The following is a 21,759-nucleotide window of genomic DNA, read 5'->3' as shown; positions in this document are numbered from 1 at the left end:
CCTACCTGAGCTTCGGGTCGAGCGCGTCGCGTACGGCGTCGCCCATCATGATGAACGCGAGCACGGTGACGCTCAGGAACACCGCGGGGAACACCAGCGGCAACGGCGCCTCCAGGAACCGCGCGCGGGCGTCGGCGATCATCAGACCCCATGAGATGTCGGGCGACTGGACGCCGACCCCCAGGAAGGACAGCGCGGCCTCGGCCGCGATGAACACGCCCAGGTTGATGGTGGCCACGACGATCACCGGAGCGACCGCGTTCGGCAGCAGGTGCTTGAACATGATCCGGCTCTGCCCGGCCCCCAGCGCCCGTGCGGCCAGCACGAAGTCCTGGCCTCTGGCCGTGAGGACGGCGGCCCGCATGATGCGGAACGTCATCGGCCAGGCCAGCACCGACAGCGCGATCACCACGAGCCAGATGCCCAGGTCGGCGCCCCGGAATGTCGCCGTGATGAGCAGCGCGCCCAGGATCGCGGGGATGGCGAAGAAGACCTCGGTGATCCGGGAGGTGATCGTGTCGGTGAGACCGCCCCGGGTGCCCGCGATGAGGCCGAGCAGGCCGCCCACCAGCGCGGTGATGACCGTGGTGGTGACCCCGATGATGATCGAGTTCTTCGCGCCGTAGATGGTCCTGGCGTACACGTCACAGCCCTGGCTGTCGCGGCCGAACAGGTGACCGGGGCTCGGCCCCTGACGGGCGGTGGACAGCTCGCAGGTGCGCGCGTCGAGCGGGTCGATCGAGGTGAACAGCGATGGCCAGAACGACATGACCAGCAGAATGGCGATGAGGATCAGCGAGAAGATGAACATCGGCCTGCGGCGCAGGTCGTACCAGGCGTCGCTCCACAGGCTCGCCGAGCGGGCCGCCTTCTTCTTGCCGCCCTCGGCCTGCGGCGGACCCGCCGTGGCCTTCTCGTCCGTCGTCAGCGTCTGCGAGTCCTGGGGCACAGGCCCGGCCTGTGGCGTGTCACTCATAGCGGATCCTCGGGTCGAGCACTGCGTACAACATGTCGACAACCAGGTTCGCCACGATGTACACCAATACCAGGATGGTCACGATACCCACGACGATCGGTTGCTCGCGCAGGTAAACGCCCTGATAGAGCTGGAAGCCGATGCCCGGCAGGTTGAAGATCGTCTCGGTGATCACCGCGCCGCCCATGAGGGCGCCGAGGTCGGCTCCCAGATAGGTGACCATCGGGATCAGCGCGTTGCGCAGCCCGTGCCTGCCGACGACTCTGCGCCTGGACAGGCCCTTGGCCGTGGCGGTGCGGATGTAGTCGGATCTCAGTGTCTCCACCAGGCTCGTTCTGGTGAGCCGGGTGAGATACGCGATCGACCCTCCGGCCAGCACGAACCCTGGCAGCAGATAGGACTTCAGCCCCTGTGACACGCCCGCGATCGGAAAGACCTCGAAGCCCACGGTCTGCTTGAGCCAGACGCCCAGCCACAACTGCAGGACGAAACCGCTGACCAGCGTCGGGACTGAGATGAGCAGCAGCGTCGAGGCGAGGATCGCGGTGTCGGTGGCCCTGCCGCGGCGCAGCGCCGCCCACAGGCCCAGCAGGACGCCGATGACGGCTTCGAGGACGAGTGCGACCAGCGCCAGGTTGAGCGTGACCTGCAGCTTGCCCGCCAGCAACTGAGTGACGGGGACACCCGCGAAGGTCTCGCCGAAGTCGCCGCGCAGGAAGATGCCGCTGATGTAGTACCAGTACTGCAGCAACAGCGGATCGTCGAGGTGGTACTGCTCCCGAATGATCCGGACGATGTTCGGGTCCAGCCTCTTTTCGCCGGCCAGCGCCGCCACGGGGTCACCGGGCAGCGCGAAGACGATCGCGAAGATGAACAGGGTGGCGCCCAGCAGGACTGGTATCGCCTGGATGAGGCGCCTGATGATGTATCGGCCCATACAAGTCTCCCGTACATGCCAGAAGGCAGCGCCTGGGAACCAGGGTCAACTCGGGCCCAGGGCGACTGCCTTCGAAGCGGGCTCCCGGAGGGTGGGACGCCAGTGTCGCCCACCCTCCGAAAACAATGTCAGGCCTTCTCGACCTCGGCCCATTCAACCTGGTTGAGCAGGTTGATCTTTACGTTCTTGACCTTGTTCGAGTAGCCGGAGTTGTTCCGGTAGAAGTACACCGGAACGTACGGGAGATCCTTGATCAGGACGTCGTCCGCCTGCTGGTAGAACTTCAGGCCCTCTTCGGCCGTCGCCGCCTGGTCACCCTTGGCGACCAGGTCGTCGAACTCCTTGTTGGAGTAGCCGGCGTAGTTGGAGCCCGTCTTGATCGCGCCGGTCGAGAAGATCGGCGACAGGTAGTTCTCGGCCGACGGGTAGTCGATCGCCCAGCCCATGCGGAACATGCCCTGGTACTTCTTGGCGTCAAGGTCGTCGAGGATGTTGGCGAACTTCTCGAACGGCTTGACGGTCACTTCGACACCGAGGTTGGCGCGCAGGTTGTTCGCGACGGCCTCGATCCACTCCTTGTGGCCACCGTCGGCGTTGTAGCCGAGCTCCAGCTTCGCCGGGCCCTTGGCCGCGGCGTACTGCTCCTTGGCCTTGCCCGGGTCGTAGGTGCAGGCCGCGCAGGCGCCCTGACGGTAGCCCGCGATGGCCGGGTTGATGAAGTCGTCGGCGGGGGCACGGGTGCCGGAGAAGACCGTCTCGGCGATGGTCTTCCTGTCGATGGCCATCGAGATGGCCTCGCGGACCTTGATGTCCTTGTACTCGTCGTTGTACTGCAGGGGGAAGCCGATGTAGCCGACACCGGCGTCCGGCTGGTCCTGGTAGCGGTCGCCGAGGGCCGTCTTCGCGCTGGCGATCGCCGAGGCGGGCAGCGCGTCGTGGATGTCCACGTTGTCGGCCTGGAGGTCGTTGTAGGCCGTCTCGGAGCTGTTGTAGAGCTTGAACTGGAGCTTGGTCCAGCCCTTCGGCTTCGTGGCGGGGTACTTGTCGTACACCGTCATGTCGATGCTCTGGTCGGTGCCCTTCTTGTAGGGCTTGTCGAGCTTGAACAGACCCTGACCGATGGGCTGCTCGCCGTACGCCGCGGTGACCTTGCCGTCGGCGCCGAAGGCGGCCTTGGGCAGCGGGTAGAACGCGGTGTAGCCGAGCATCACCTTGAACTGGGAGAACGGAGCCGCCAGCTTGACGGTGAAGGTGGTGTCGTCGACGACCTTGAGACCCGACATCTCCTTGGTCGTGACTTCCTTGCCCTCACCGGGGTTGAGGTCGGCGTAGCCCTCGACGCGGCCGAAGAAGTAGCCGGCGCCCTGGGCGTTGTCCTGGTTGGCCGCGTAGTTCCACGCGTCGACGTAGTTCTGGGCGATCAGCGGCTCACCGTTGTGCCAGGTGTAGCCCGGCTTGAGCTTGATCGTCCAGGTGATGTTGTCATCGCTGGTGATCGACTCGGCGGCGGCCTCGACCGCCTCCTTGTTGTCGTTGTAGTTCACCAGGGGCTCGAACACCGCGGCGAGCACCTCGGCGCCCTCGGACTCGGTGGTGTTGGAGGGAACCAGCAGGTTCTGCGGCTCGCCCAGCTCCATGCGGACCGGCGTGTCGCCGCCACCCGTCGCGGAGTCGCCAGACTGGGTGGCACCGCCGCCACACGCGGCGACCGCGAGGGCGAGCAGCGCGGTACCGGCGACGATCCGTGCGCCTCTAGTAACACGCATGGTAAAAAATCCTCCCTCTAACCAAGTGGACGTAAGCCCTGAGCTGCGTTGATCGTGAGCAGCCTGACGGGGGGTTCCTGGTGAATCCCCGGATTTGGCTGACCTGGTCAAACCAGCTGACGCCCTGCCAGTCGATCGCGACTATCCCTTACTACTTGCCACCAGCGAGTCTCTGGCGCGTTGCAGTTCGGTCACACGTGCGCCTATGCAGCGTCACACCCATACCCACCAAACGACCCCAGACCGAACGAAACGGTCAGACAGGTATAGGCCAGGACGTGAACGCACGATGAAAATTACCTCTTACCAGACGGTGCTCGCGCCGTTGCCGACGCGGACGCCGCCGCTGAGCTACGGTTGAGCGACTCTTGACGGTGCCTTGGAACCGAGCACCCCGAGCGTCCGTCCAACTGTCGCCGCAGTCCGCTGTGGCAGGCACCCCAACCACCCGGATCCAATAGAGTCCTTGCCATGAGCCAGCCGGAATCCGCTGTCGCGGACGCCCAGGCGGGCGGCCGAAGCGCGCAGGAGCCGCTGGCCAAGCTCGCCCAGAGATACGGTCTTCGCCGCGCCATCGCGCGGCCGAGGTTCCATGTCTACGTTCGCCAGCTCTGGGAGCGGCGACACTTCATCCTGACGTACGCCACGTCGCGCAACGTCTCGAAATACTCCAGCTCCGCGCTCGGCCAGCTCTGGCAGGTGCTGACCCCGCTGCTGAACGCCGCCATCTACTACGTGATGTTCGGCCTCATCCTTGGCGGCAAGGGCGACATCGTCAATTACCCCGCCTTCCTGCTGACCGGGATGTTCGTCTTCACCTACACGCAGCGAAGCTTCACCGCGGGCGCCAAATCGATCTCCAGCAACCTTTCGCTGATCCGCGCCCTGCACTTCCCCAGGGCCGCGCTGCCCCTCGCCTACACGATCCAGGAGTTGCAGCAGCTCGCCATCTCCATGGGCGTCCTCGGGCTGATCGTGGTGATGACCGGCGAGGCGCCCAACTGGTACTGGCTCATGATCCCGATCGTGCTGACGCTGCAGACGATGTTCAACGTCGGCGCGGGACTGGTCATAGCCCGGCTGGGCTCCTCCATGCGGGATCTCAACCAGCTCCTGCCCTTCATCACCCGCACCTGGCTCTACGCGTCCGGAGTCTTCTTCTCCATCCAGGAGAAGGTGGTCGGCAGTCTCGAGCTCCCGCAGTGGGTCGCCAACGTGATGTACCTCAATCCGGCGGCCTCCTACATCGAGTGGATGCGGGAGATCCTCATCGGCACCTACAACGACTCGGTGGGGCACCACCCCCCGACAATGGTGTGGGTCTCTTGCGTATTCTGGGCAGTGTTCGCACTCGGCTTCGGTTTCTGGTACTTCTGGCGAGCCGAGGAGAGGTACGGGCGTGGCTGAACTGACCAAGGAGCTGTCACAGGTGAAGGGTAAGGAGCCCGCCGTCCGCGGCAAGGACGTCAGGGTGCACCCCAACCCGGAGCCTCCGGCGAAGGGCCCCTTGGACGCACCCACCGGTACGCCGACCGTCATCGTCGACGACCTGCACATCGTCTACCGCGTCTACGGCGCGGCGTCGGAGAGCGAGAAGGGCAACGCGGTCAACGCCCTCACGCGCATTCTCAAGCGCCAGGGCCGGCCGGAGATGAAAGAGGTGCACGCCGTCAAGGGCGTGTCCTTCGTGGCCTATCACGGGGACGCGATCGGCGTCGTGGGGCGCAACGGCTCCGGCAAGTCGACGCTGCTGCGCGCCATCGCCGGCCTGCTGCCGCCGCACGAGGGCGCCGTCTACACCGACGGGCAGCCGTCCCTGCTCGGCGTCAACGCCGCGCTCATGCGCGAGCTCACCGGCGAGCGCAACATCGTCCTCGGCTGTTACGCGATGGGCATGACCCCGGCCGAGGTACGCGAGAAGTACCAAGAGATCGTCGACTTCTCCGGCATCGACGAGTTCGTCCAGCTGCCGATGTCCACCTACTCCTCCGGCATGGGCGCCCGCCTGCGCTTCGCGATCTCCTCGGCCAAGACCCATGACGTGCTCCTCATCGACGAGGCGCTGGCGACGGGCGACCGTGAGTTCCGCAAGAAGAGCGAGCAGCGCATCCGCCAGATCCGCGAGTCCGCCGGCACCGTCTTCCTCGTCGCCCACGACCTGCGGGTGATCGAGCAGACGTGTAACCGGGTGATCTGGCTGCACAAGGGGAAGATCAAGATGGACGGCGACCCCAAAGAGGTCCTCGCCGCCTACACCAAGGGCTAGACCGGTACTGTCGCGGCGCTGAGCCGACCTCTCCCGTGCCACTTCATTCGCTGCTGTGTGCGAAAACCGAGTCAGGTGTGGCGTAAGAGACTGACATCGCCAACCCGTGTCCGATAGGATTCGAACGTCGGTTCGAGCATGGGAACGGCGATGGAGTGGGGGACGCGATGGGCGAGCTTTCGGCCGCGATCGACCACCTGGACACCGAGGACGTGTCCGAGATCCCGCGGACGCAGCTGGCTGAGCAGCTGCTCGAGTTGCACTGGCAGATGGCGCGCCTGCAGGCCCAGATCGCTCGCCGCACGGGGATCCGACTGCCCTGACGACAACGTTCCAGCCCCGCCTGACGGCCCGGCGGCCTGACGTGAACGAAAAGGCCGCCGGCCCTCTCGGGGCCGGCGGCGGGTGGGGCTCGGCGGCGACGCTGCCCTGCAAGTAGCGGCGCCGCACGAGTCCGGCCGGGCTTGGGGGTGAGCTCGCTCGCTGTCGCGAGGGCTCTTGACCCGCACGCGTCAGGCTTCGACGCCCTGGCATCTCAGGGGGCTTCGAAGGCTTGACGCGTCCGGTGCGACGGTGTCCCTGGCGCGTGAGACGCGCCGCCGAAGGGCACCTGTCGCGCGTGAACGCCACCTTCCCGCGGCGCGGTGGTCTACGAGACGTCGGCACCTTTGACGCTCGCGAACCGCCGCATCGCCGCCGGCCGGCCGGCGTTCAACACGCTGTTCGATAGGGGTCGGCAGTGACCTCGGTGACCGCAGTAACACGTGACCGCAGTGACCGAAGCGACCTGAGCGACCTAGCGGCCCGTGACGTTGCTGGTCAGCGCGGCCGTGGTCCAGCCCAGCGAGGTGATCGCGTCGGCGTAGATCCCGGCGGCCTTGGTCCCGTTGGCGGAGACGACCGTGGAGGCGTCCTCGATGAGAGGAGAGATCTCGTCGATGGCGGCGAGCTGCGTGGCGCCAGGAAGCACCTCGACGAGCGGCGCCAGCTCGGCCGGGACCACCCGCCCGATCAGCGGGGCCAGCTTGCCGTTTGAGGCGGCGGGCAGCGCGTGCTTGGCCGCCTCGGCCAGGCCGGCCACCGTGCTCTCCGTGGACAGGCTGCCGACGCCCTGGGTGGTGCCGTTCATCGTCCTGCTGGTGGTGCCGGTGGTGTCGGGCAGCAGGCTGGTGCTGGACAGCTGGGCCATCGCACCGCCCAGGGAGCCTTCCACCAGGTCGGCCACCGAGGCGAAGGCGCCGTGCAGCGTCTGCTGCTCGGCGGCCTTGACCTGGAAGCTCTGGACCTGCTTGACGCCGCCGGGCGCCGCCATGCGGGAGGCGCCGCCGGGCGTCGTGCCACCGGGCACCATGCCGCCGAGTGCGGGCAGGTTGCCCAGCAGCTCGCCGCCCAAGGGCAGGCCGGCGACCTTGGGGCCGAGTTCGGGCCTCGGCTCGGAGTCGGGGGTGATGTCCTCGTAGGAGTTGGGACCGCCCATGTACTCGGCCTGGTCCTCTGCGTCGTCCACCTGACCGTCGAGTGGAAGGGCGCCGCCGCTGAGCAGACCGCCGAGCACCCCTCCGCCCGTGAGTTGGCTGAGCAGGTTCCCCATGCCTCCGTCGTCCCCGCCGAGCAGGCCGCCGATGGGGTCGTCACTGGGTGCGTGGTTGACGCCGTGGTCGTTGACCTCGGCGTGGACCGGCGCGGCCAGAGCCGCCGCCAGCCCAAATGATGTGACGGCGACCGCCGTCTTGATTACACGTTTCATGATTGCCTTCCCGGCTCGTGATCGATCGCGCTCGAATGCAGTGGAAATGCGAATCGATAACCCCCGAATGCCGTGGCGTACGCGCTATGGGCACCACACGAAGCACGTCGTCCCGGCTGAGCTACTGACGCAGTTCTATCACTCTCGGAAGGCCCGCGTCGGCCACTAAAAGCCAGCGTGACACGGGCTTTGTGGGCAAGTTACGTAACGGCGTAAGGGTAATGAGCGAGAGGATAAGTCGGGAAATAGCAGGAGGCTATTTCGGTTATTCAGCGGACGTCTCCGCCGACATGGAAGCGCGCCCACACGGCCCGTCAACAAGCGTCGACAAACAAATGTCGCGGGCCGGGGGCGCAGATTTTCCGGTTGCGGTAGACGCGCTTGACCGCTCAGACCGGCAGGAGGGCGTCCTCAGTGGAGACCTCGAACGGGAAACGGTCGGCGAATGCCGGCCGCAGGTCCGTCAGCCAGACCGCCGACGGATCGTAGTGGGCGAAGAAGGGCCGCCCCACCAGCGCGGGATCGCGCGACTGGATCAGGTGGAGCACGAAATAACGCTGACCGTCGATCTCGGTGACGCCGTCGACGCACACCTTGCCTGGCGTCGCCGACATGGACGGTCCCCGTACGGTCCGGCAGAGCCCGGACACGCTCGCGTAAGCGTCCCTGAAGACCTCGTACGCCCGGGCGAGCGGCACCGCGAAGTAGTCCTGAGGACCGGTGTCGCGCTCGATGAACATGTAGTAGGGGATCATCCCCATCGCGTGCTGCCTGCGCCACATGGCCGTCCACACGGCGGGGTCGTCGTTGATGGACCTGATGAGCGGCGCCTGGGTCCTGATCGTCGCCCCACTGCCGAGGATGCGCTGGACCGCGGACTCCACCAGCGGTGACTCCAGCTCGCGCGGGTGTGAGAAGTGGGCCATGAACGCGAGGTTCTTGCCCGACCGCACGACCTCCTCGAACAGACCGAGCGTGGCGTCCGCGTCGGGATCGGTGACGAAGCGCTGCGGCCAGTAGGCCAGCGCCTTGGTGCCGATCCTGATGGACTCCAGCTGCTCCAGCTCGATCAGCGGTCCCATGTAGCGCCTGATCACCGACTCGCCCATGATCATGGCGTCGCCGCCGGTGATCAGGACACTGGTGACCTCGGGATGCTGGCGGATGTAGCCGACCATCTGGTCGATGTCGTCGGAGGCGAACTTCAGATCGGCGTCGCCGACGAACTGGGCCCAGCGGAAGCAGTAGGTGCAGTAGGCGTGGCAGGTCTGCCCCTGCTTGGGGAAGAAGAGCACGGTCTCCGGATATTTGTGCTGCAGGCCGGGCACGGGCTCGTCGCCCATGCGCGGGACGTTGAGCTCCTTCTGGCCTGCGGGGTGCGGGTTGAGCTGGGCTCGCACCTTGTTGGCCTCGGCCTGGATCTCGACGTTGGGTGCTTCGGCCTTCAGAAGGTCGGCCAGCCTGGCGACGTCGGCCGCAGGGAGCATGTCCTCCTGCGGGAAGACCAGGCGGTATATGGGATCGTCGGGCGCCGCCGACCAGTCGATGAGTTCGTCGACGACGTAGGCGTTGGTCCGGAAGGGCAGCACCGTCGCGACGGCGCGCACCTTCAGCCTCTCCTCATCGTCGAGTCCAGCTCGCAGCAGGAGGTCATCGAGATGCTTGGACGTGTATGCCCGGAAGCGTCGCGTTCCTGCTTGGTTCAAGATCACTAGGCCGTTCCCATCTTTTTTGTTCGATCTGCTGTAAACCTCATGCCCCCGTCGTGCGTCTAGGGCTCTTATATCGGGACGCGGCACGCCACGGCTACGGTTCCGTGTGAGCTCCAAGTTTCTTGGGAGGTTCGTGACCTAAGAACTCGCGACATATCGTGATTCGACCTAGACTGGCCATCGTGACCGACGACCCCGTCCTGCGAGCCTCCGACGCCGACCGTGACCACGTGGCCACGCTGCTCGGCGAGGCCTACGCCACCGGCAGACTGACCACCGTCGAGCACGCCGACCGGCTCGAAGCCGTGTACACGGCCAAGACCATGGGCGAGCTCGTCCCCCTGACCCGCGACCTGCCCCAGGTGTCCGGCGACACGGGCACCCCGGCCTCCCTCAAGCAGCAGACCGTCAACGCCGTGTTCAGCAAGGTCATCAAGCGCGGGCGCTGGATCGCCTCCCGGCACACCCATCTGGCGGCCACCTTCGGCGCCCTCATCGTGGACCTGTCCCAGGCCGTCCTGCCGGGGCGCGAGATCACGGTGTCCGTCAGCGCCTTCTGCGCCAAAATGATTATCCGGGTGCCGCCGAACGCCCAGGTCATCGACGAGGTGGGCGCACTGTTCGCCAAGCGCCAGGTCTCCGGCGGCGCGGGTGGCGACGGTCCGGTGATCAGAGTCGTCGGTCAGGCCACGTTCGGCAAGGTCATCGTAGCCCGCACCGTCTCCGACTGGAACCTGCGCGGCGACGCCTGACGGTCTACCCACCGGTTAACCTGGGGATGGCCGTGCCTACGATGCGGACATCAGGCACAACCGCGCTCCGGCCACGCGACACGAACCGGATCGCTGGCCGTACGAGGTGACCATTTGTCCGACAGCAGGCCGATCGCGCTCGACGCCATGGGCGGCGACCACGCACCCCACGAGATCGTCGCGGGAGCCGTGCACGCCGTGCGGGAGCGTGGACTGCGGGTGGTGCTCGTCGGCTCCCCGCGGGTGCTCTACGAGTCCCTCGCCGAGCTCGACGCCACCCACGAGATCCCCATCGTGCGCGCCGAGGAGGTGCTGGCCATGGATGAGGGCGCGCTGGCCAGCCTGCGCCGCCCACGCTCCAGCATCGCGATCGCCTGCCATCTGCTGCGGCGCGGCGACGTGTCGTCGGTGGTCTCGGCCGGCTCGACCGCGGGCATCGTCGCCACCGGGAAACTGCGGCTCAAGACCCAGCAGGGCGTGCTGCGACCGGCCATCGCCGTCGCCCTGCCCACCCTGCCGCACCCCACGCTGCTCCTGGACGCGGGCGCGAACGCCGAGGTCAAGCCCGAGGTGCTGGTGCAGTTCGGACACCTGGGCGCCGCCTACGCCGAGCTGGCGTACGGCATCGAGTCGCCCAGGGTGGGCCTGCTCACGATCGGCAGCGAGGCGGAGAAGGGCAGCAAGGTCGTCAGGCGGGCGCACGAGCTGCTGGAGGCCGCACCCGGCCTGCACTTCGTCGGCAACGTCGAGGGCTACGACCTGCTGACCGGGAAGGCCGACGTGATCACGACCGACGGCTTCACCGGCAACGTGGCGCTCAAGACCATGGAAGGCGCGGTCCGCTACGCCTTCGACGAGCTCAGGCAGACCATCGGCGGCAGCCCGCTGGCCAGACTGGGCGCGTTCATGCAGCGCCCCCGCCTGCGCGCGCTCAGCGACCGCCTCGACGCCGAGGCCCAGGGCGGCGCGGTGCTGCTCGGCCTGAACGGCACGGTGGTCATCGCGCACGGCTCGGCCAAGGCCAAGAGCATCAGCGCCGCCTGCCGGCTCGCGGCCGACCTGTCATCGGCCGGCCTCGTGGCCGGCATCGGCGAGCGGGTGACCACCGTCCAACGTTCCCACAGGTCGCGCTGACCCCCGGTAGGGTGAAGCCCCGTTCGCACATCGGGGGGTCTGCGTGCATGGGCTGACATCCGCACAGGTCGCGGAGGCGAAGACCAACGACGTGCCGCGCCGGTCGAGCAGGTCTCTGAGCGCGATCGTCAGAGCCAACGTCCTCACCCTTTTCAACCTGGTCATCGGCCTGTTGTGGGCGCTCATCCTGATCTTCGGCGAGTGGCAGGACAGCGTGTTCGGCCTCATCATGGTCGCCAACGTGCTGATCGGCATCGTGCAGGAGTTGCGCGCCAAGCGCACCCTCGACAAGCTGGCGGTCGTCGGCCAGAGCCCCGTGACGGTCCGCCGCGACGGCCAGGACCGGCTGATCCCGCCCCACCAGGTGGTGCTCGGCGACCTCATCCTGCTCGGCCCCGGCGACCACCTGCTGGTCGACGGCGAGGTCGTCGCGTCCGACGGGCTGGAGATCGACGAGTCGCTGCTCACCGGCGAGGCCGACCCGGTGCACAAGCGGCCGGGCGACCGGGTCCTCTCGGGCAGCTTCGCCGTCGCCGGGACCGGCGCGGTCACGGCGACCGCCGTCGGCGCCGACGCCTACGCCGTACGGCTGGCCGAGGAGGCCAGCCGCTTCCACCTGGCGCATTCGGAGTTACGCGACGGCGTGGCCAGATTCATCAGGTACATCACCTGGCTGGTCATCCCGATCGGCGCCCTGCTCATGTACAGCCAGCTGCGCAACTCGGTCGACTTCGGCACCGCCATCACCGGCGCGGTCGCGGGCATCGTCACCATGATCCCCGAGGGTCTGGTGCTGATGACCTCGATCGCCTTCGCCGTCGGCGTCGTACGGCTCGGCCGGCGCGGCTGCCTGGTCCAGGAGCTGCCCGCGATCGAGGGCCTGGCCAGGGTGGACGTGCTCTGCCTGGACAAGACCGGCACGCTCACCGCCGGCGGCATGAAGCTGGACCGGGTGCTGCCCCTGCGGGACGGGCTGCCCGTGGAGGACGCGCTCGCCTCGCTGGCCGGCGCGGACAGCCGGCCCAACGGCACCGCCCAGGCCATCCGGGCGAGCTACCCCGCCGCGCCCTGGCAGGCGCTCGACACCGTGCCGTTCTCCTCCGCCCGCAAGTGGAGCGGCGCCGACTTCGGACCGCACGGGACCTGGCTGCTGGGCGCGCCCGACGTCCTGCTGGCCCCCGGCGACGACGGCTACGACCAAGCCGCCGAGCTGTCCGCCACCGGTGCCCGCGTGCTCGCGCTGTGCCGTACGAGCAGCCTGTCGGCGCCGGAGGGGTGCAAGCCCGTCGCGCTGATCACGCTGGAACAGCGGATCAGGCCCGACGCCGAGGAGACGTTGCGCTACTTCGCCGCGCAGGGCGTCACCGTCAAGGTCATCTCCGGCGACAGCCCCGCCGCCGTGTCCGCCATCGCTACCGGCCTGAACATCCCCGGCGGCGACCGCGCCGTCGACGCCCGCACGCTGCCCGACGACCCGGAGGAGCTCGCCGAGCTGGTCGACACCCACACCGTCTTCGGCCGCGTCACCCCGCAGCAGAAACGCCTTTTCGTCGGCGCCCTCCAGGCGCGCGGCCACACGGTGGCGATGACCGGCGACGGCGTCAACGACGTCCTCGCGCTGAAGGACGCCGACCTGGGCATCGCGATGGGCGCGGGCAGCCCGGCGACCAAGGCCGTCGCTCAGGTGGTGCTGCTCGACGACCGGTTCGCGACGCTGCCGCACCTGGTCGGCGAGGGCCGCAGGGTGCTGGCCAACATCGAACGGGTCTCCGGCCTGTTCCTCACCAAGACCTTCTACGCCATCGTGCTCTCCCTGGCGACGGGCGTTCTGGGCATGATGTTCCCGTTCACGCCGCGGCACTCGACCCTGGTGAACGCGGTGACCATCGGCTTCCCCGCCCTGTTCCTGGCCCTGGCGCCGACGCTGGACCGGGCACGCTCCGGCTTCGTGCCCCGGGTGCTCCGGCTGGCCGTGCCGGCCGGGGTGATCTGCGCCGTCGCCGTGCTGCTGGCGTACGCGGCGGCTCGCAGCGGCAGCCTGGAGCAGGACCGCACCTCGGCGGTGCTCGCGCTCTTCCTCACCACCTGGTGGGTGCTCGTGCTGGTCGCCAGGCCGCTCAACCGGTGGCGGATCATCCTGGTCGCGGCCATGGCCGCGCTGTTCGGGCTGGCCCTGGCGCTGCCGTTCGTCCGGGATCTGTTCGCGCTGCGGCCCGGCGATCTCGCCGACGATCTGACCGCCGTCGGCATCTCCGTGGTGGCCGCCGCCGCGATCAGCATCGCGGTCAGGCTCGCCGGTACCCTTAGACCATGACCGACCCGCAGATAGTGCTCACCGAGCGCGTCCAGCAGGCGCTGGCGTCCGCGTTCGGCTCCGAGCACGCCGACGCAGACCCGCTGATCCGGCCTTCCCAGTTCGCCGACTTCCAGGCGAACGTCGCGATGAGCCTGGCCAAGCGCCTGCGACGGTCCCCGCGGGAGGTCGCCGAGTCGATCAGAGCGGCGTTGACCGGCTTCCCCGGCACGGTGGAGGTCAGCGGCCCTGGCTTCCTCAACATCACGCTCGACGACTCCTGGATCGCCGGCGAGGCCACCGGCATGCGCGAGGACGAGCGCCTCGGCGTCCCCACCGTCACCCCGCCGCAGACCGTGGTGATCGACTACTCCGCGCCCAACGCGGCCAAGGAGATGCACGTCGGCCACCTGCGCACGACGATCGTCGGCGACGCGCTGGCGCGCGTCCACGAGCGCCTCGGCAACCATGTCGTCAGGCAGAACCACCTGGGCGACTGGGGCACCCCGTTCGGCATGCTCATCGAGCACCTCCTCGACATCGGCGAGGAGGCCGCCGTCGCGCAGCTCGAAGCCGGCCAGGGCACCGAGTACTACCAGGCGGCCAGGGCCAAGTTCGAGTCCGACGAGGCGTTCAAGACACGCGCCCGGGTCCGGGTGACGACGCTGCAGTCGGGCGACCCCGAGACCATGCGGCTCTGGCACGTCTTCATGGACGCCACCGTCCGCTACTTCAACAAGATCTACGCCATGCTCGGCGTCACGCTCACCGACGCCGACATCGCCGGCGAGAGCATGTACAACCCGATGCTGGAGAAGACCTGCCAGGATCTGGAGGCCGCCGGGGTGGCCGTCGTCAGCGACGGCGCGCTCTGCGTCTTCCCGCCCGGCTTCATCGGCTCCGACGACAAGCCGCTCCCGCTGATCATCAGGAAGAGCGACGGCGGCTACGGCTACGCCTCCACCGACATGGCCGCCATCCGCTACCGCGTGCACGACCTCAAGGCCGACCGCATCCTCTACGTCGTGGGCGCCGACCAGGCACTGCACTTCCGCATGGTGTTCGCCGCGGGCCGGCTGGCCGGCTGGCTCCCCGACACCGTCCACGCCCAGCATGTGCAGATCGGCATGATGCTGGGCAAGGACGGGCGCAGGTTCAAGACCCGCTCCGGCGAGTCCGTCAAGCTGGCCGACCTGCTGCAGGAGGCCGTCGACCGGGCCTCGGAGCGGCTGGCCGACCGCGGCTACGACGAGGCCACCCGCGAGGAGATCGCGCACGCGGTGGGCATGGGCGCGGTGAAGTACGCCGACCTGTCGGTCAACCACGACACCGAGTACGTCTTCGACTTCGACCGCATGCTGGCCTTCCAGGGCAACACCGGCCCCTACATGCAGTACGCCACCGCCCGGATCCGCTCGATCTTCCGCAAGGCCGGGACAGAGCCGTCGGAGGCCACCGCGTCCATCGTCCCGGCCGAGCCCGCCGAGCGCGCGCTGGCGCTGCACCTGCTGGGCTTCGGCGAGGTCGTCGGCCAGGTCGCGACCCACTCCGAGCCGCACCGGCTGTCGGCGTTCCTGTTCGAGACGGCCAGCCTGTTCAGCACCTTCTACGAGCAGTGCCCGGTGGTCAAGGAAGGCGTCGACGCCGAGACCAGCGCACACCGGCTGGCCCTGTGCGCGCTGACGCTGCGCGTGCTGGAGTCGGGGCTCGACCTGCTGGGCGTCCCGGTCCCCGCCCGCATGTAAGCAGGCCGTTAGGCCCGTCGTGGGCGCGCCTACGCCTCGAAGGCGCGCTCACCGGGTTAGGCTTTACGCGGTCATGAACTGAGGCCGACATGGGGGAGTTCTCTGCCTTGAGCACGGATCTGACTGCGAGCCCCCAAGCAGCGGCGGAGCTTCGCCGCTACGCGGAGGCGCTGCTGTCGCACCTGGCGGCCAACGGCACCGCGCCGCCCTCCGCGCCCGGCTTCGCCGACATCCCCGGCCACTGGCTGCCGCCCGCCGTGGAGGCGCTGGTGGCGATCCTCGGCGGGGACGACCCGCTGGAGCCGCTGAGCAAGGCGGCCGGCCGCGACCAGCAGCGCACAGCGCTCTTCCTCTGCCTGGCGCTGGCCGTGGCGGGCCACGGCAGCCGCGTCCACGCCTCCTGGCTCGGCACCGCCTTCGGCGACCTGTCGCTCGACCACCCGGTCACCCACGGCCAGCGCTCCCTGTGGCTCGCCGCCGCCAGGGGCGCCTACGGCCCGGCCGGCAAGATCTTCGTGCTGCGCAAGCTGGACGCGCTGGCGGTGCAGGAGCACGCCGACCCGCAGCAGTGGGTGCAGGCTCTGGTGCCCGGCGAGCCGTCGGTCGTGGTGCCCGCCTCTCTCACCGACTTCCCCGAGATGGCGGAGATCCCCGAGCTGGCCCGGCCCGCCCAGGCGGCCGCCCGGCTGGCCCGGCTGCGGTCCCGCTGCGAGGAGATCACCTCGACCCGGCAGGCCGACCACGACTCCTCCACCACGCTGACCAACGACGCCGCCAGCCCGGCCACGGCATGGGCCGAGGACGAGCCGCTGGCGGTGCTGCGCTCACTGATCGGCCTGGGCACCCCTCCGGGGCCGCTGGCCTCGCTCAGCTCGCATCTCCTCGACGACCTGCGCCCCGGCGCCGACATGCACCTGACGGCCATCGCCCTGCACGTGGCCGGGCCGATACTGCGCGGCTTCGCGGAGGAGCTGGAGGCCGACTGCCGGCTGGAGCCGCCCGCCACGGTGACCGTGACGCTGCTCGGCCACCCCATCAAGCTCCACCCCGAGGGCCCCGACCCCACCACGCTCGCCGCCGCGGAGGCCGCGATCGTCCTGTCCGGCACCACGCCACGCCGCCCCCCGTGGGACGTGGCGCTGCTGATCGTCGCAGGTGTGGCGTGTTCGGTGGCGGCGGTGCTCGGGCCTCCGCTGCTCGCGGCGGCGGGAGTGGCCCTGCTGGGCCTGGCCGGTTGGCGGCACTGGCGGCGGCGCAAGGCCGCCGAATCCGACGCTCGCTACGTGGCCGCCCAGATCAGCGAGCTGAAGGAGCTGGCCGACGGCGCGGTGTGGGCGCTGCACGCCTACGCCCGCGAAGCCGAAGGCCGCGCCAAGCAGGCCGCCGACGACTCCACCGAACTTTCCCGGCTGATCCGTCGCGGCCCGCGCGCGGCCTAGCTCGTCTCGATCTCCACGTGCGCCGGGGCCAGCAGGAACACCCGGTCGGCGATGCGCTCGATCCGTCCCTCGCACCCGTAGGCCAGCCCCGCGGCGAAGTCGACCATCCTGGTCGCCTCCGGCATCGCCATCCCCGTCACATCCATGATCACGGTCTGACCCTCGCGGAAGTACTGGCCGATCAACGGTGCGTCGTTGTACTTCAGCGGCTGGACCATGACGATCCGTGACGACTCGGCGCTGGAGCGCCACCTGCGAGCCGCCCTCTCGGTCGCAGGCATGTACTCCTCTTCGTACTGCCCGTCGTCGTCGTAGCCCTCGTCGTAGTGGTCGATCCCGCTCAGGCCAAGGTAGCCCGCTACCTTACGCACTGCCCCCATCGGCTTGTCCTTTCCTCAGGAACTCACCGCAATCGGCACGTCCCGACACATTGGACGGTAACCGACGATTCCGTGTTCGCCTTGCGACACGCCCAGCGCTAATTGTATTTTGTACGGCTTGCGTCCTGGTTTCATCTCAATATCTGGGCTCGTTTAGCGTCGGTTCACGCGTCCGTTCATCGCGGACGCCTTCACCGGCACAGCATTCAAGGGTAATCCTGCAGCGCTCTGCCTGCTGGAGGATCCGATTGCCGACGAGTGGACGCAGTCGGCCGCCACGGAGCCGCGCCTGCCGGGGGCACGACCCACATCCTGTATTTGACGATCATGACGGCAGCCCCCGACAATTTCCGCACGGCGGCTGAGCCCTCATGGTGAATCGCGACCTCAACGACATGATCACAATGGATTTCCGGGCTGTGAAAGTGACTCCCGCCACACTTGTCGAGTGCTTGGACAAAACCACTTCGTCCTGGCCGGCCTGGGGCGGTGTCGTGCGGGAGACGCTCGACGGCGACCGCGTCCGTCTCGCGGGACGCGCCGCCACCGTCCTCTCCGGCACCTTGCACATCTAGCCTCCCAACAGCCACTACCCCCGGGGGTTGCCCACATTCAGATCGCAAATCACCTCCACGCATGTCACGATTGCGCATCGCTTGCGGCGCGGGCGTGAAAGTGCAGGCTCCGGGCCCTGTCCTGAAACCCGAGCCCGCGGTAGAGCCGCGCCGGCACGGGATAGGCGTCGTCGCCGCGGGGCGCCACCACCGCCAGCTCCGCCCCAGCCGCACGCGCGGCGCGCAGCCCCGCCGAGCACGCCGCCCCGGCCAGCCCCCGGCCGCGATGCTCCGGCACGGTGCCCACCGGCTCGATCCTCGCCGCCCCGGCCGCCTCGTCCAGCCAGAGCAGGCAGTAGGCCGCGACGCTCCCGTCCGGCGCCACCACACACCGGTCAAGGTCCCGCCGGTACGGCCAGGCGACCCGTACGGCGCTGTAGCTCTCCACACTGACCCGCGACGGGTGGAAGGCAGCCCGATGTGCCAGCACCCGCCCCGGCACGTCCTCGTCGCCCACAGCCCGCGCCACGTACCCGGCCGGCAGCCGGATCTCCGGCAGCGCTTGGAGGTCCCGGCTCAGGTGCACGAAGAACGGCCCGCCGTCGGCCCGCAGGTAACCGCGCCGCTCCAGCGCCTCGACCAGGTGCGTTTCCGAGCTGGAGACGACGACGCTGCGATCGGCGTCGCGTACGGTCTCCTCGAACCACCCCAGAACCTCATCCGCCAGCTCCGGGCGGCCCGGATCCACGGCCAGCTCAAGATGCCCCGGCAGCTCGATCCACCCCCACGCCAGCGTCCGCCCGCCGGCGTGCCACAGCATGGTCGGCCATTCAGCCTCGCGCCCCACATGCTGGAACCGCCCCCAGGCCAGATCCCCGACATGCCAGCGGGACTCCGGGGACCAGATCCGGCTGGTGAGCTCCTGCATCGCCCGCAGGTCGCGGGGCCCGGCATAGCGTCGCGTGTCGACCATGCGCAGCAGTCTCACGGACCGCGCATCCCACCCGCATCCGCATATCCGCGTGAAGACGAACCAGCCCATCGCCGAACAAAGGGCATCCGGCCATACCCACCGAGAGGCCAGCGTGCATGCAAGCCCTCCCACAAGAACGACCGCCTGCCATGGAGATGACCGACGCCCAGGTGATCGAGCAGTCCCGGCGTCACCCCGAACGGTTCGGCGAGCTCTTCGACCGCCACTTCGACACCATCCATCTACATACACCTGCGCCTGGGCGAACAGGCGGCCGACGACCTCGCGGCCGAGACCTTTCTGCGAGCCTTCCGCGGCCGTGACCGCTACGACCCCGGCCGTCCCAGCGCCCGCGCCTGGCTGTACGGCATCGCCTCCAACCTGATCGCCGACCACGCGCGCAACGAGGCCCGCAGATACCGGGCCCTGGCCAGAAGCGCCGAACCGACGGCGATCGCCGCCCATGACGACCGCGTCGCCCAGCGCGTGTCGGCGGCCACCATGCAGCCACGCCTGGCCGCCGGCCTGGCCCGGCTCTCATCAGGGGACCGGGCCGTAGTACTGCTCATCGCCTGCGCCGAGCTGACGTACGAGGAGGTCGCCGACGCCCTCGGCATCCCGCCCGGCACGGTCGGCTCCCGCCTGAACCGCGCCCGCAGGAAGCTCCGCATCATCATCGGCCCACAGGAGGAGACGCTGTGACGGACGAGCTCAAGCCCTTCAGGGCATACCACGACAGCCTCCCCGCCCCGGCCCCCGCCGTGACCGCCCGAGCCCGAGCCCGAGCCCTGCTCGCGACGGAGCCGCTCAGCCCTCCTGTACGGCCACGCCGCCTCTCCGCCCTCGCGCGCAGGACCGGCGCCGTCCTCGGCCTGGCGGCCGCGATGACCGCAGGCATGATCATGGTGGACGGGACCGACGTCACCTCTCCCCTCAGCGTGCCTCCCGCCAACGCGGCCGAGCTGCTCCAGTACGCGGCAGCGGCGTCCGCCAAGGAGCCGCGCCCCCGACCGGGGCAGTTCGTGTACGAGGATCGCAAGGACATCAGGTGGGGAATCATCCTCGGAGGCGGCGGCAGGCACGAGCACGCGCAGGAAGCGCGCAGGGAGATATGGACGCCGGTCTCCGATCCCGGCCGGGCCCTGGCACGAGTCACGTACGGGACCGCGAAGTCCACCAGCGACCGGGTCATCCGAGCGGCCGGGAAGGTGGAGTATCAGCGCGCCGGCCACTGCACGGCGTCGACCACGGGCACGCGCCCCATCGGCGAGCTGCCCGCGGACCCTCAGCGGCTCCTGGACAGCATCCGCGCCGACGAGACGGCCGCCGCCGCACAGCCCCCTGCCACACACCGGCTCAACCGCGGAATCGAACGGTCCGTCACCATGCGGCTGATCAAGCTGGTGCAGAATCCACTGGCCGACTCCCGGCTGCGTGCCACGGTCTTCCAGGCGATGTCGCAGCTGCCCACCGCGACCTTGATCCCCGACCTGGCGGACTCGGCGGGGCGTCACGGACTGGGCGTTTCGGTCAGGTATCACGGGCCGGACGCCTGGGAGCGGGAGGAGCTCGTCTTCGAGCCGAAGACGTACCGCTTCCTCGGCTGGCGCAGTTGGACGGAGATGACGCGCGAGGACGGCAGCGCGGCAGAGGTCATGCGCGGCAGCACAGCGCTGATGACCACCAAGACCGTCGAGGCCATGCCGAAGGTGCCCCAGGACGCGGTCAGCTCCACGTTCTGCTGACGGCGTCCAGGCATTCCGGGGCCGGGACCGTGAGGGCGCGGCGTGGACGGCGGCGATGACCGCCGCCGTCCAGCCTGTACGGGCTCACTCCTGGCGGAACTGGGCCAGGATGCTCAGCCGCGGTGCTCAGTCGCAGTGCTCGAACGGGCTGTCGTACGTGGCCGAGCCGATGGCGCCGCCCCACTTGACACAGGTACGCGGTGCCTTGGCCTTGACCGGACCGGCGTAGTACTGGAAGGAGCCGGCGTCGGTGACGCGCTTGTGACCCTTGACCTCCAGGTAAGCGCGGGCGCTGGCCTTGCCGCTGCCGCTCTTGCGCACGGCGGTGACGCAGTTCTGGCCGGTGGCCGTGGAGTAGAGCAGGTAGACGCTGCCCTGGGAGCCCAGACTGGCGGAGTCGACGCGCTTGAAGCCGGATCCGCAGATCCGCTCAGGGCTGTAGGGGTTCGATCCCGTCTTGGTCTGGGTCGAGGTGCTCTTGGACGGGGTCGAGCCGTTTCCGCAGTTGTTGGACTTGATCTTCTGGCCCGGGTACCCGAAGGTGGCGCCGTTGAAGGACGCCCGGACGATCTTCCCGCTGGAGTTGCGCTGCTCGTAGTGCAGGTGGGCGGCCATCTTGTACTTGGCCGAGCTCCTGCCGAGCTCGCCGATCTGCTGGCCCTGGGCGACGTTGGCGCCATTGGAGACCCGACGCTTCTTGAGGTGCGCGTAGAGGGTGACGCTGCCGTCGGAGTGGCGGATCTTCACCACGTTCCCGAAGCCGTCGGTGGTGCGGTACTCCGACATCACGACCTTGCCGGCCGCGGCGGCCACCACAGTCCTGCCCTCATCGCCGTTGCCATCGGTGGCCGACCCGTTGAAGTCGATCTCATAGCTGGTGTGGGCCGAGCTGCCGGTGCTGCCTACCCAGGTCTCCTTACAGGGGAAGGGCAGCTGGAACGTGGGGGCGGCGGCGCGCACGCCTTCCGTCTCCGCTGTGCTGGCGGTGCCGGCGGTGCTCATGCCCACCAAAGGGAGAGCGACGCCACAGAGGCCCGCGATCAGGATCTTCATGCGCATGCGGAAAGGCTGCCATCCCGATGATCAGGACGTCCAGCGTATTAACCGATACTTCACCCAGAGAGTTGATATTTGTCGACATCGTAGCCAAAGAGGGACGTACCGTGATCAATGCGCCCTCTATGGGTGTTCGGCGACTGAGCCCTCGAACGCAAAAAAAGGGGGTTCCGCACCCGCAGGTGTGGAACCCCCTCCAAAGCAGGTAGGGCCCCGACAGCCAAAGTGTCGGAGCCCTACCTGAAAGATTGTCCGGCGGTGACCTACTCTCCCACACCCTCCCG

At 68.6% G+C, this 21,759-nt stretch carries 20 protein-coding genes; 12 read left to right on the top strand and 8 right to left on the bottom strand.

Going from position 1 to position 21,759, the window contains the following annotated elements:
* Position 1: 1 nt before the first annotated feature.
* The 3 genes from ACTMTF_RS30810 to ACTMTF_RS30800 all read right to left on the bottom strand — a co-directional run bounded on the left by ACTMTF_RS30810 (position 2) and on the right by ACTMTF_RS30800 (position 3,679).
* Positions 2 to 976 (bottom strand): ABC transporter permease, encoded by a 975-nt coding sequence (locus tag ACTMTF_RS30810; RefSeq protein WP_441113810.1) that lies wholly within the window; start codon positions 974 to 976, stop codon positions 2 to 4.
* Positions 969 to 1,913, bottom strand: a complete 945-nt coding sequence (locus ACTMTF_RS30805) for an ABC transporter permease (protein ID WP_441113809.1) — start codon at positions 1,911 to 1,913, stop codon at positions 969 to 971. Before ACTMTF_RS30805 ends, ACTMTF_RS30810 begins: the two co-directional genes overlap by 8 nt.
* A gap of 128 nt (positions 1,914 to 2,041) precedes the next feature.
* A complete protein-coding gene (locus tag ACTMTF_RS30800) occupies positions 2,042 to 3,679 on the bottom strand; it encodes a peptide ABC transporter substrate-binding protein (RefSeq protein WP_441113808.1) in 1,638 nt (545 codons plus the stop codon).
* A 471-nt stretch (positions 3,680 to 4,150) separates the two neighbouring features.
* Between ACTMTF_RS30800 and ACTMTF_RS30795 the strand changes: the two genes are divergently transcribed.
* From ACTMTF_RS30795 to ACTMTF_RS30785, 3 genes are all read left to right on the top strand, one after another.
* A complete protein-coding gene (locus ACTMTF_RS30795) occupies positions 4,151 to 5,086 on the top strand; it encodes an ABC transporter permease (RefSeq protein WP_441113807.1) in 936 nt (311 codons plus the stop codon).
* Complete coding sequence (locus tag ACTMTF_RS30790; protein WP_397017787.1) at positions 5,079 to 5,945, top strand: ABC transporter ATP-binding protein; 867 nt, start codon at positions 5,079 to 5,081, stop codon at positions 5,943 to 5,945. The genes ACTMTF_RS30795 and ACTMTF_RS30790 overlap by 8 nt, the downstream gene beginning before the upstream one ends.
* Positions 5,946 to 6,112: 167 nt before the next feature.
* Complete coding sequence (locus ACTMTF_RS30785; protein ID WP_397017788.1) at positions 6,113 to 6,268, top strand: hypothetical protein; 156 nt, start codon at positions 6,113 to 6,115, stop codon at positions 6,266 to 6,268.
* A 473-nt stretch (positions 6,269 to 6,741) separates the two neighbouring features.
* Here ACTMTF_RS30785 and ACTMTF_RS30780 read toward each other — a convergent pair whose 3' ends face one another.
* Positions 6,742 to 7,692, bottom strand: coding sequence for a hypothetical protein (locus ACTMTF_RS30780; RefSeq protein ID WP_441113806.1), 951 nt, complete (start codon positions 7,690 to 7,692; stop codon positions 6,742 to 6,744).
* A 389-nt stretch (positions 7,693 to 8,081) separates the two neighbouring features.
* On the bottom strand, positions 8,082 to 9,404 hold the full coding sequence (locus tag ACTMTF_RS30775; protein ID WP_441113805.1) for a KamA family radical SAM protein: 1,323 nt from the start codon (positions 9,402 to 9,404) through the stop codon (positions 8,082 to 8,084).
* A gap of 182 nt (positions 9,405 to 9,586) precedes the next feature.
* Here ACTMTF_RS30775 and ACTMTF_RS30770 point away from each other — a divergent pair, with 182 nt between their 5' ends.
* From ACTMTF_RS30770 to ACTMTF_RS30750, 5 genes are all read left to right on the top strand, one after another.
* Complete coding sequence (locus ACTMTF_RS30770; RefSeq protein WP_441113804.1) at positions 9,587 to 10,156, top strand: DUF1707 SHOCT-like domain-containing protein; 570 nt, start codon at positions 9,587 to 9,589, stop codon at positions 10,154 to 10,156.
* Positions 10,157 to 10,270: 114 nt separating this feature from the next.
* Complete coding sequence (gene plsX, locus ACTMTF_RS30765) at positions 10,271 to 11,290, top strand: phosphate acyltransferase PlsX (protein WP_441113803.1); 1,020 nt, start codon at positions 10,271 to 10,273, stop codon at positions 11,288 to 11,290.
* 43 nt (positions 11,291 to 11,333) lie between these two features.
* Positions 11,334 to 13,604 carry an HAD-IC family P-type ATPase gene (locus ACTMTF_RS30760; RefSeq protein ID WP_441113802.1) on the top strand — a complete coding sequence of 757 codons (2,271 nt, stop codon included), beginning with the start codon at positions 11,334 to 11,336 and terminating at the stop codon, positions 13,602 to 13,604.
* Positions 13,601 to 15,328 (top strand): arginine--tRNA ligase, encoded by a 1,728-nt coding sequence (gene argS / locus ACTMTF_RS30755; RefSeq protein WP_441113801.1) that lies wholly within the window; start codon positions 13,601 to 13,603, stop codon positions 15,326 to 15,328. Before ACTMTF_RS30760 ends, argS begins: the two co-directional genes overlap by 4 nt.
* Before the next feature lie 107 nt (positions 15,329 to 15,435).
* Positions 15,436 to 16,767, top strand: a complete 1,332-nt coding sequence (locus ACTMTF_RS30750; protein ID WP_441113800.1) for a hypothetical protein — start codon at positions 15,436 to 15,438, stop codon at positions 16,765 to 16,767.
* On the opposite strand, the gene ACTMTF_RS30745 is transcribed toward ACTMTF_RS30750, so the two are convergent.
* Positions 16,764 to 17,147 (bottom strand): cell division protein SepF, encoded by a 384-nt coding sequence (locus ACTMTF_RS30745; protein WP_397017796.1) that lies wholly within the window; start codon positions 17,145 to 17,147, stop codon positions 16,764 to 16,766. The genes ACTMTF_RS30750 and ACTMTF_RS30745 overlap by 4 nt on opposite strands.
* A gap of 178 nt (positions 17,148 to 17,325) precedes the next feature.
* Here ACTMTF_RS30745 and ACTMTF_RS30740 point away from each other — a divergent pair, with 178 nt between their 5' ends.
* Both ACTMTF_RS30740 and ACTMTF_RS30735 read left to right on the top strand, forming a co-directional pair.
* Positions 17,326 to 17,469, top strand: coding sequence for a PhzF family phenazine biosynthesis protein (locus ACTMTF_RS30740; RefSeq protein WP_441113989.1), 144 nt, complete (start codon positions 17,326 to 17,328; stop codon positions 17,467 to 17,469).
* A gap of 130 nt (positions 17,470 to 17,599) precedes the next feature.
* Complete coding sequence (locus ACTMTF_RS30735; protein ID WP_441113799.1) at positions 17,600 to 17,722, top strand: hypothetical protein; 123 nt, start codon at positions 17,600 to 17,602, stop codon at positions 17,720 to 17,722.
* 64 nt (positions 17,723 to 17,786) lie between these two features.
* Here the strand turns inward: ACTMTF_RS30735 and ACTMTF_RS30730 are convergent, their stop codons facing one another.
* A complete protein-coding gene (locus tag ACTMTF_RS30730; RefSeq protein ID WP_441113798.1) occupies positions 17,787 to 18,674 on the bottom strand; it encodes a GNAT family N-acetyltransferase in 888 nt (295 codons plus the stop codon).
* Between the two features lie 240 nt (positions 18,675 to 18,914).
* Between ACTMTF_RS30730 and ACTMTF_RS30725 the strand changes: the two genes are divergently transcribed.
* Positions 18,915 to 19,376: an RNA polymerase sigma factor gene (locus tag ACTMTF_RS30725; protein ID WP_441113988.1), complete on the top strand. Its 462-nt coding sequence runs from the start codon at positions 18,915 to 18,917 to the stop codon at positions 19,374 to 19,376.
* Positions 19,373 to 20,419, top strand: a complete 1,047-nt coding sequence (locus ACTMTF_RS30720; RefSeq protein WP_441113797.1) for a CU044_5270 family protein — start codon at positions 19,373 to 19,375, stop codon at positions 20,417 to 20,419. The genes ACTMTF_RS30725 and ACTMTF_RS30720 overlap by 4 nt, the downstream gene beginning before the upstream one ends.
* 126 nt (positions 20,420 to 20,545) lie before the next feature.
* Here ACTMTF_RS30720 and ACTMTF_RS30715 read toward each other — a convergent pair whose 3' ends face one another.
* Positions 20,546 to 21,478, bottom strand: coding sequence for a M23 family metallopeptidase (locus tag ACTMTF_RS30715; protein WP_441113796.1), 933 nt, complete (start codon positions 21,476 to 21,478; stop codon positions 20,546 to 20,548).
* Positions 21,479 to 21,759 lie beyond the last annotated feature (281 nt).

It is taken from the genome of Nonomuraea sp. ZG12, from assembly GCF_052068115.1.
Taxonomy (GTDB): Bacteria; Actinomycetota; Actinomycetes; order Streptosporangiales; family Streptosporangiaceae; genus Nonomuraea.
The sequence above is the reverse complement of the archived record's forward strand: the minus strand, read 5'-3'. Positions and strand labels throughout refer to the sequence as shown.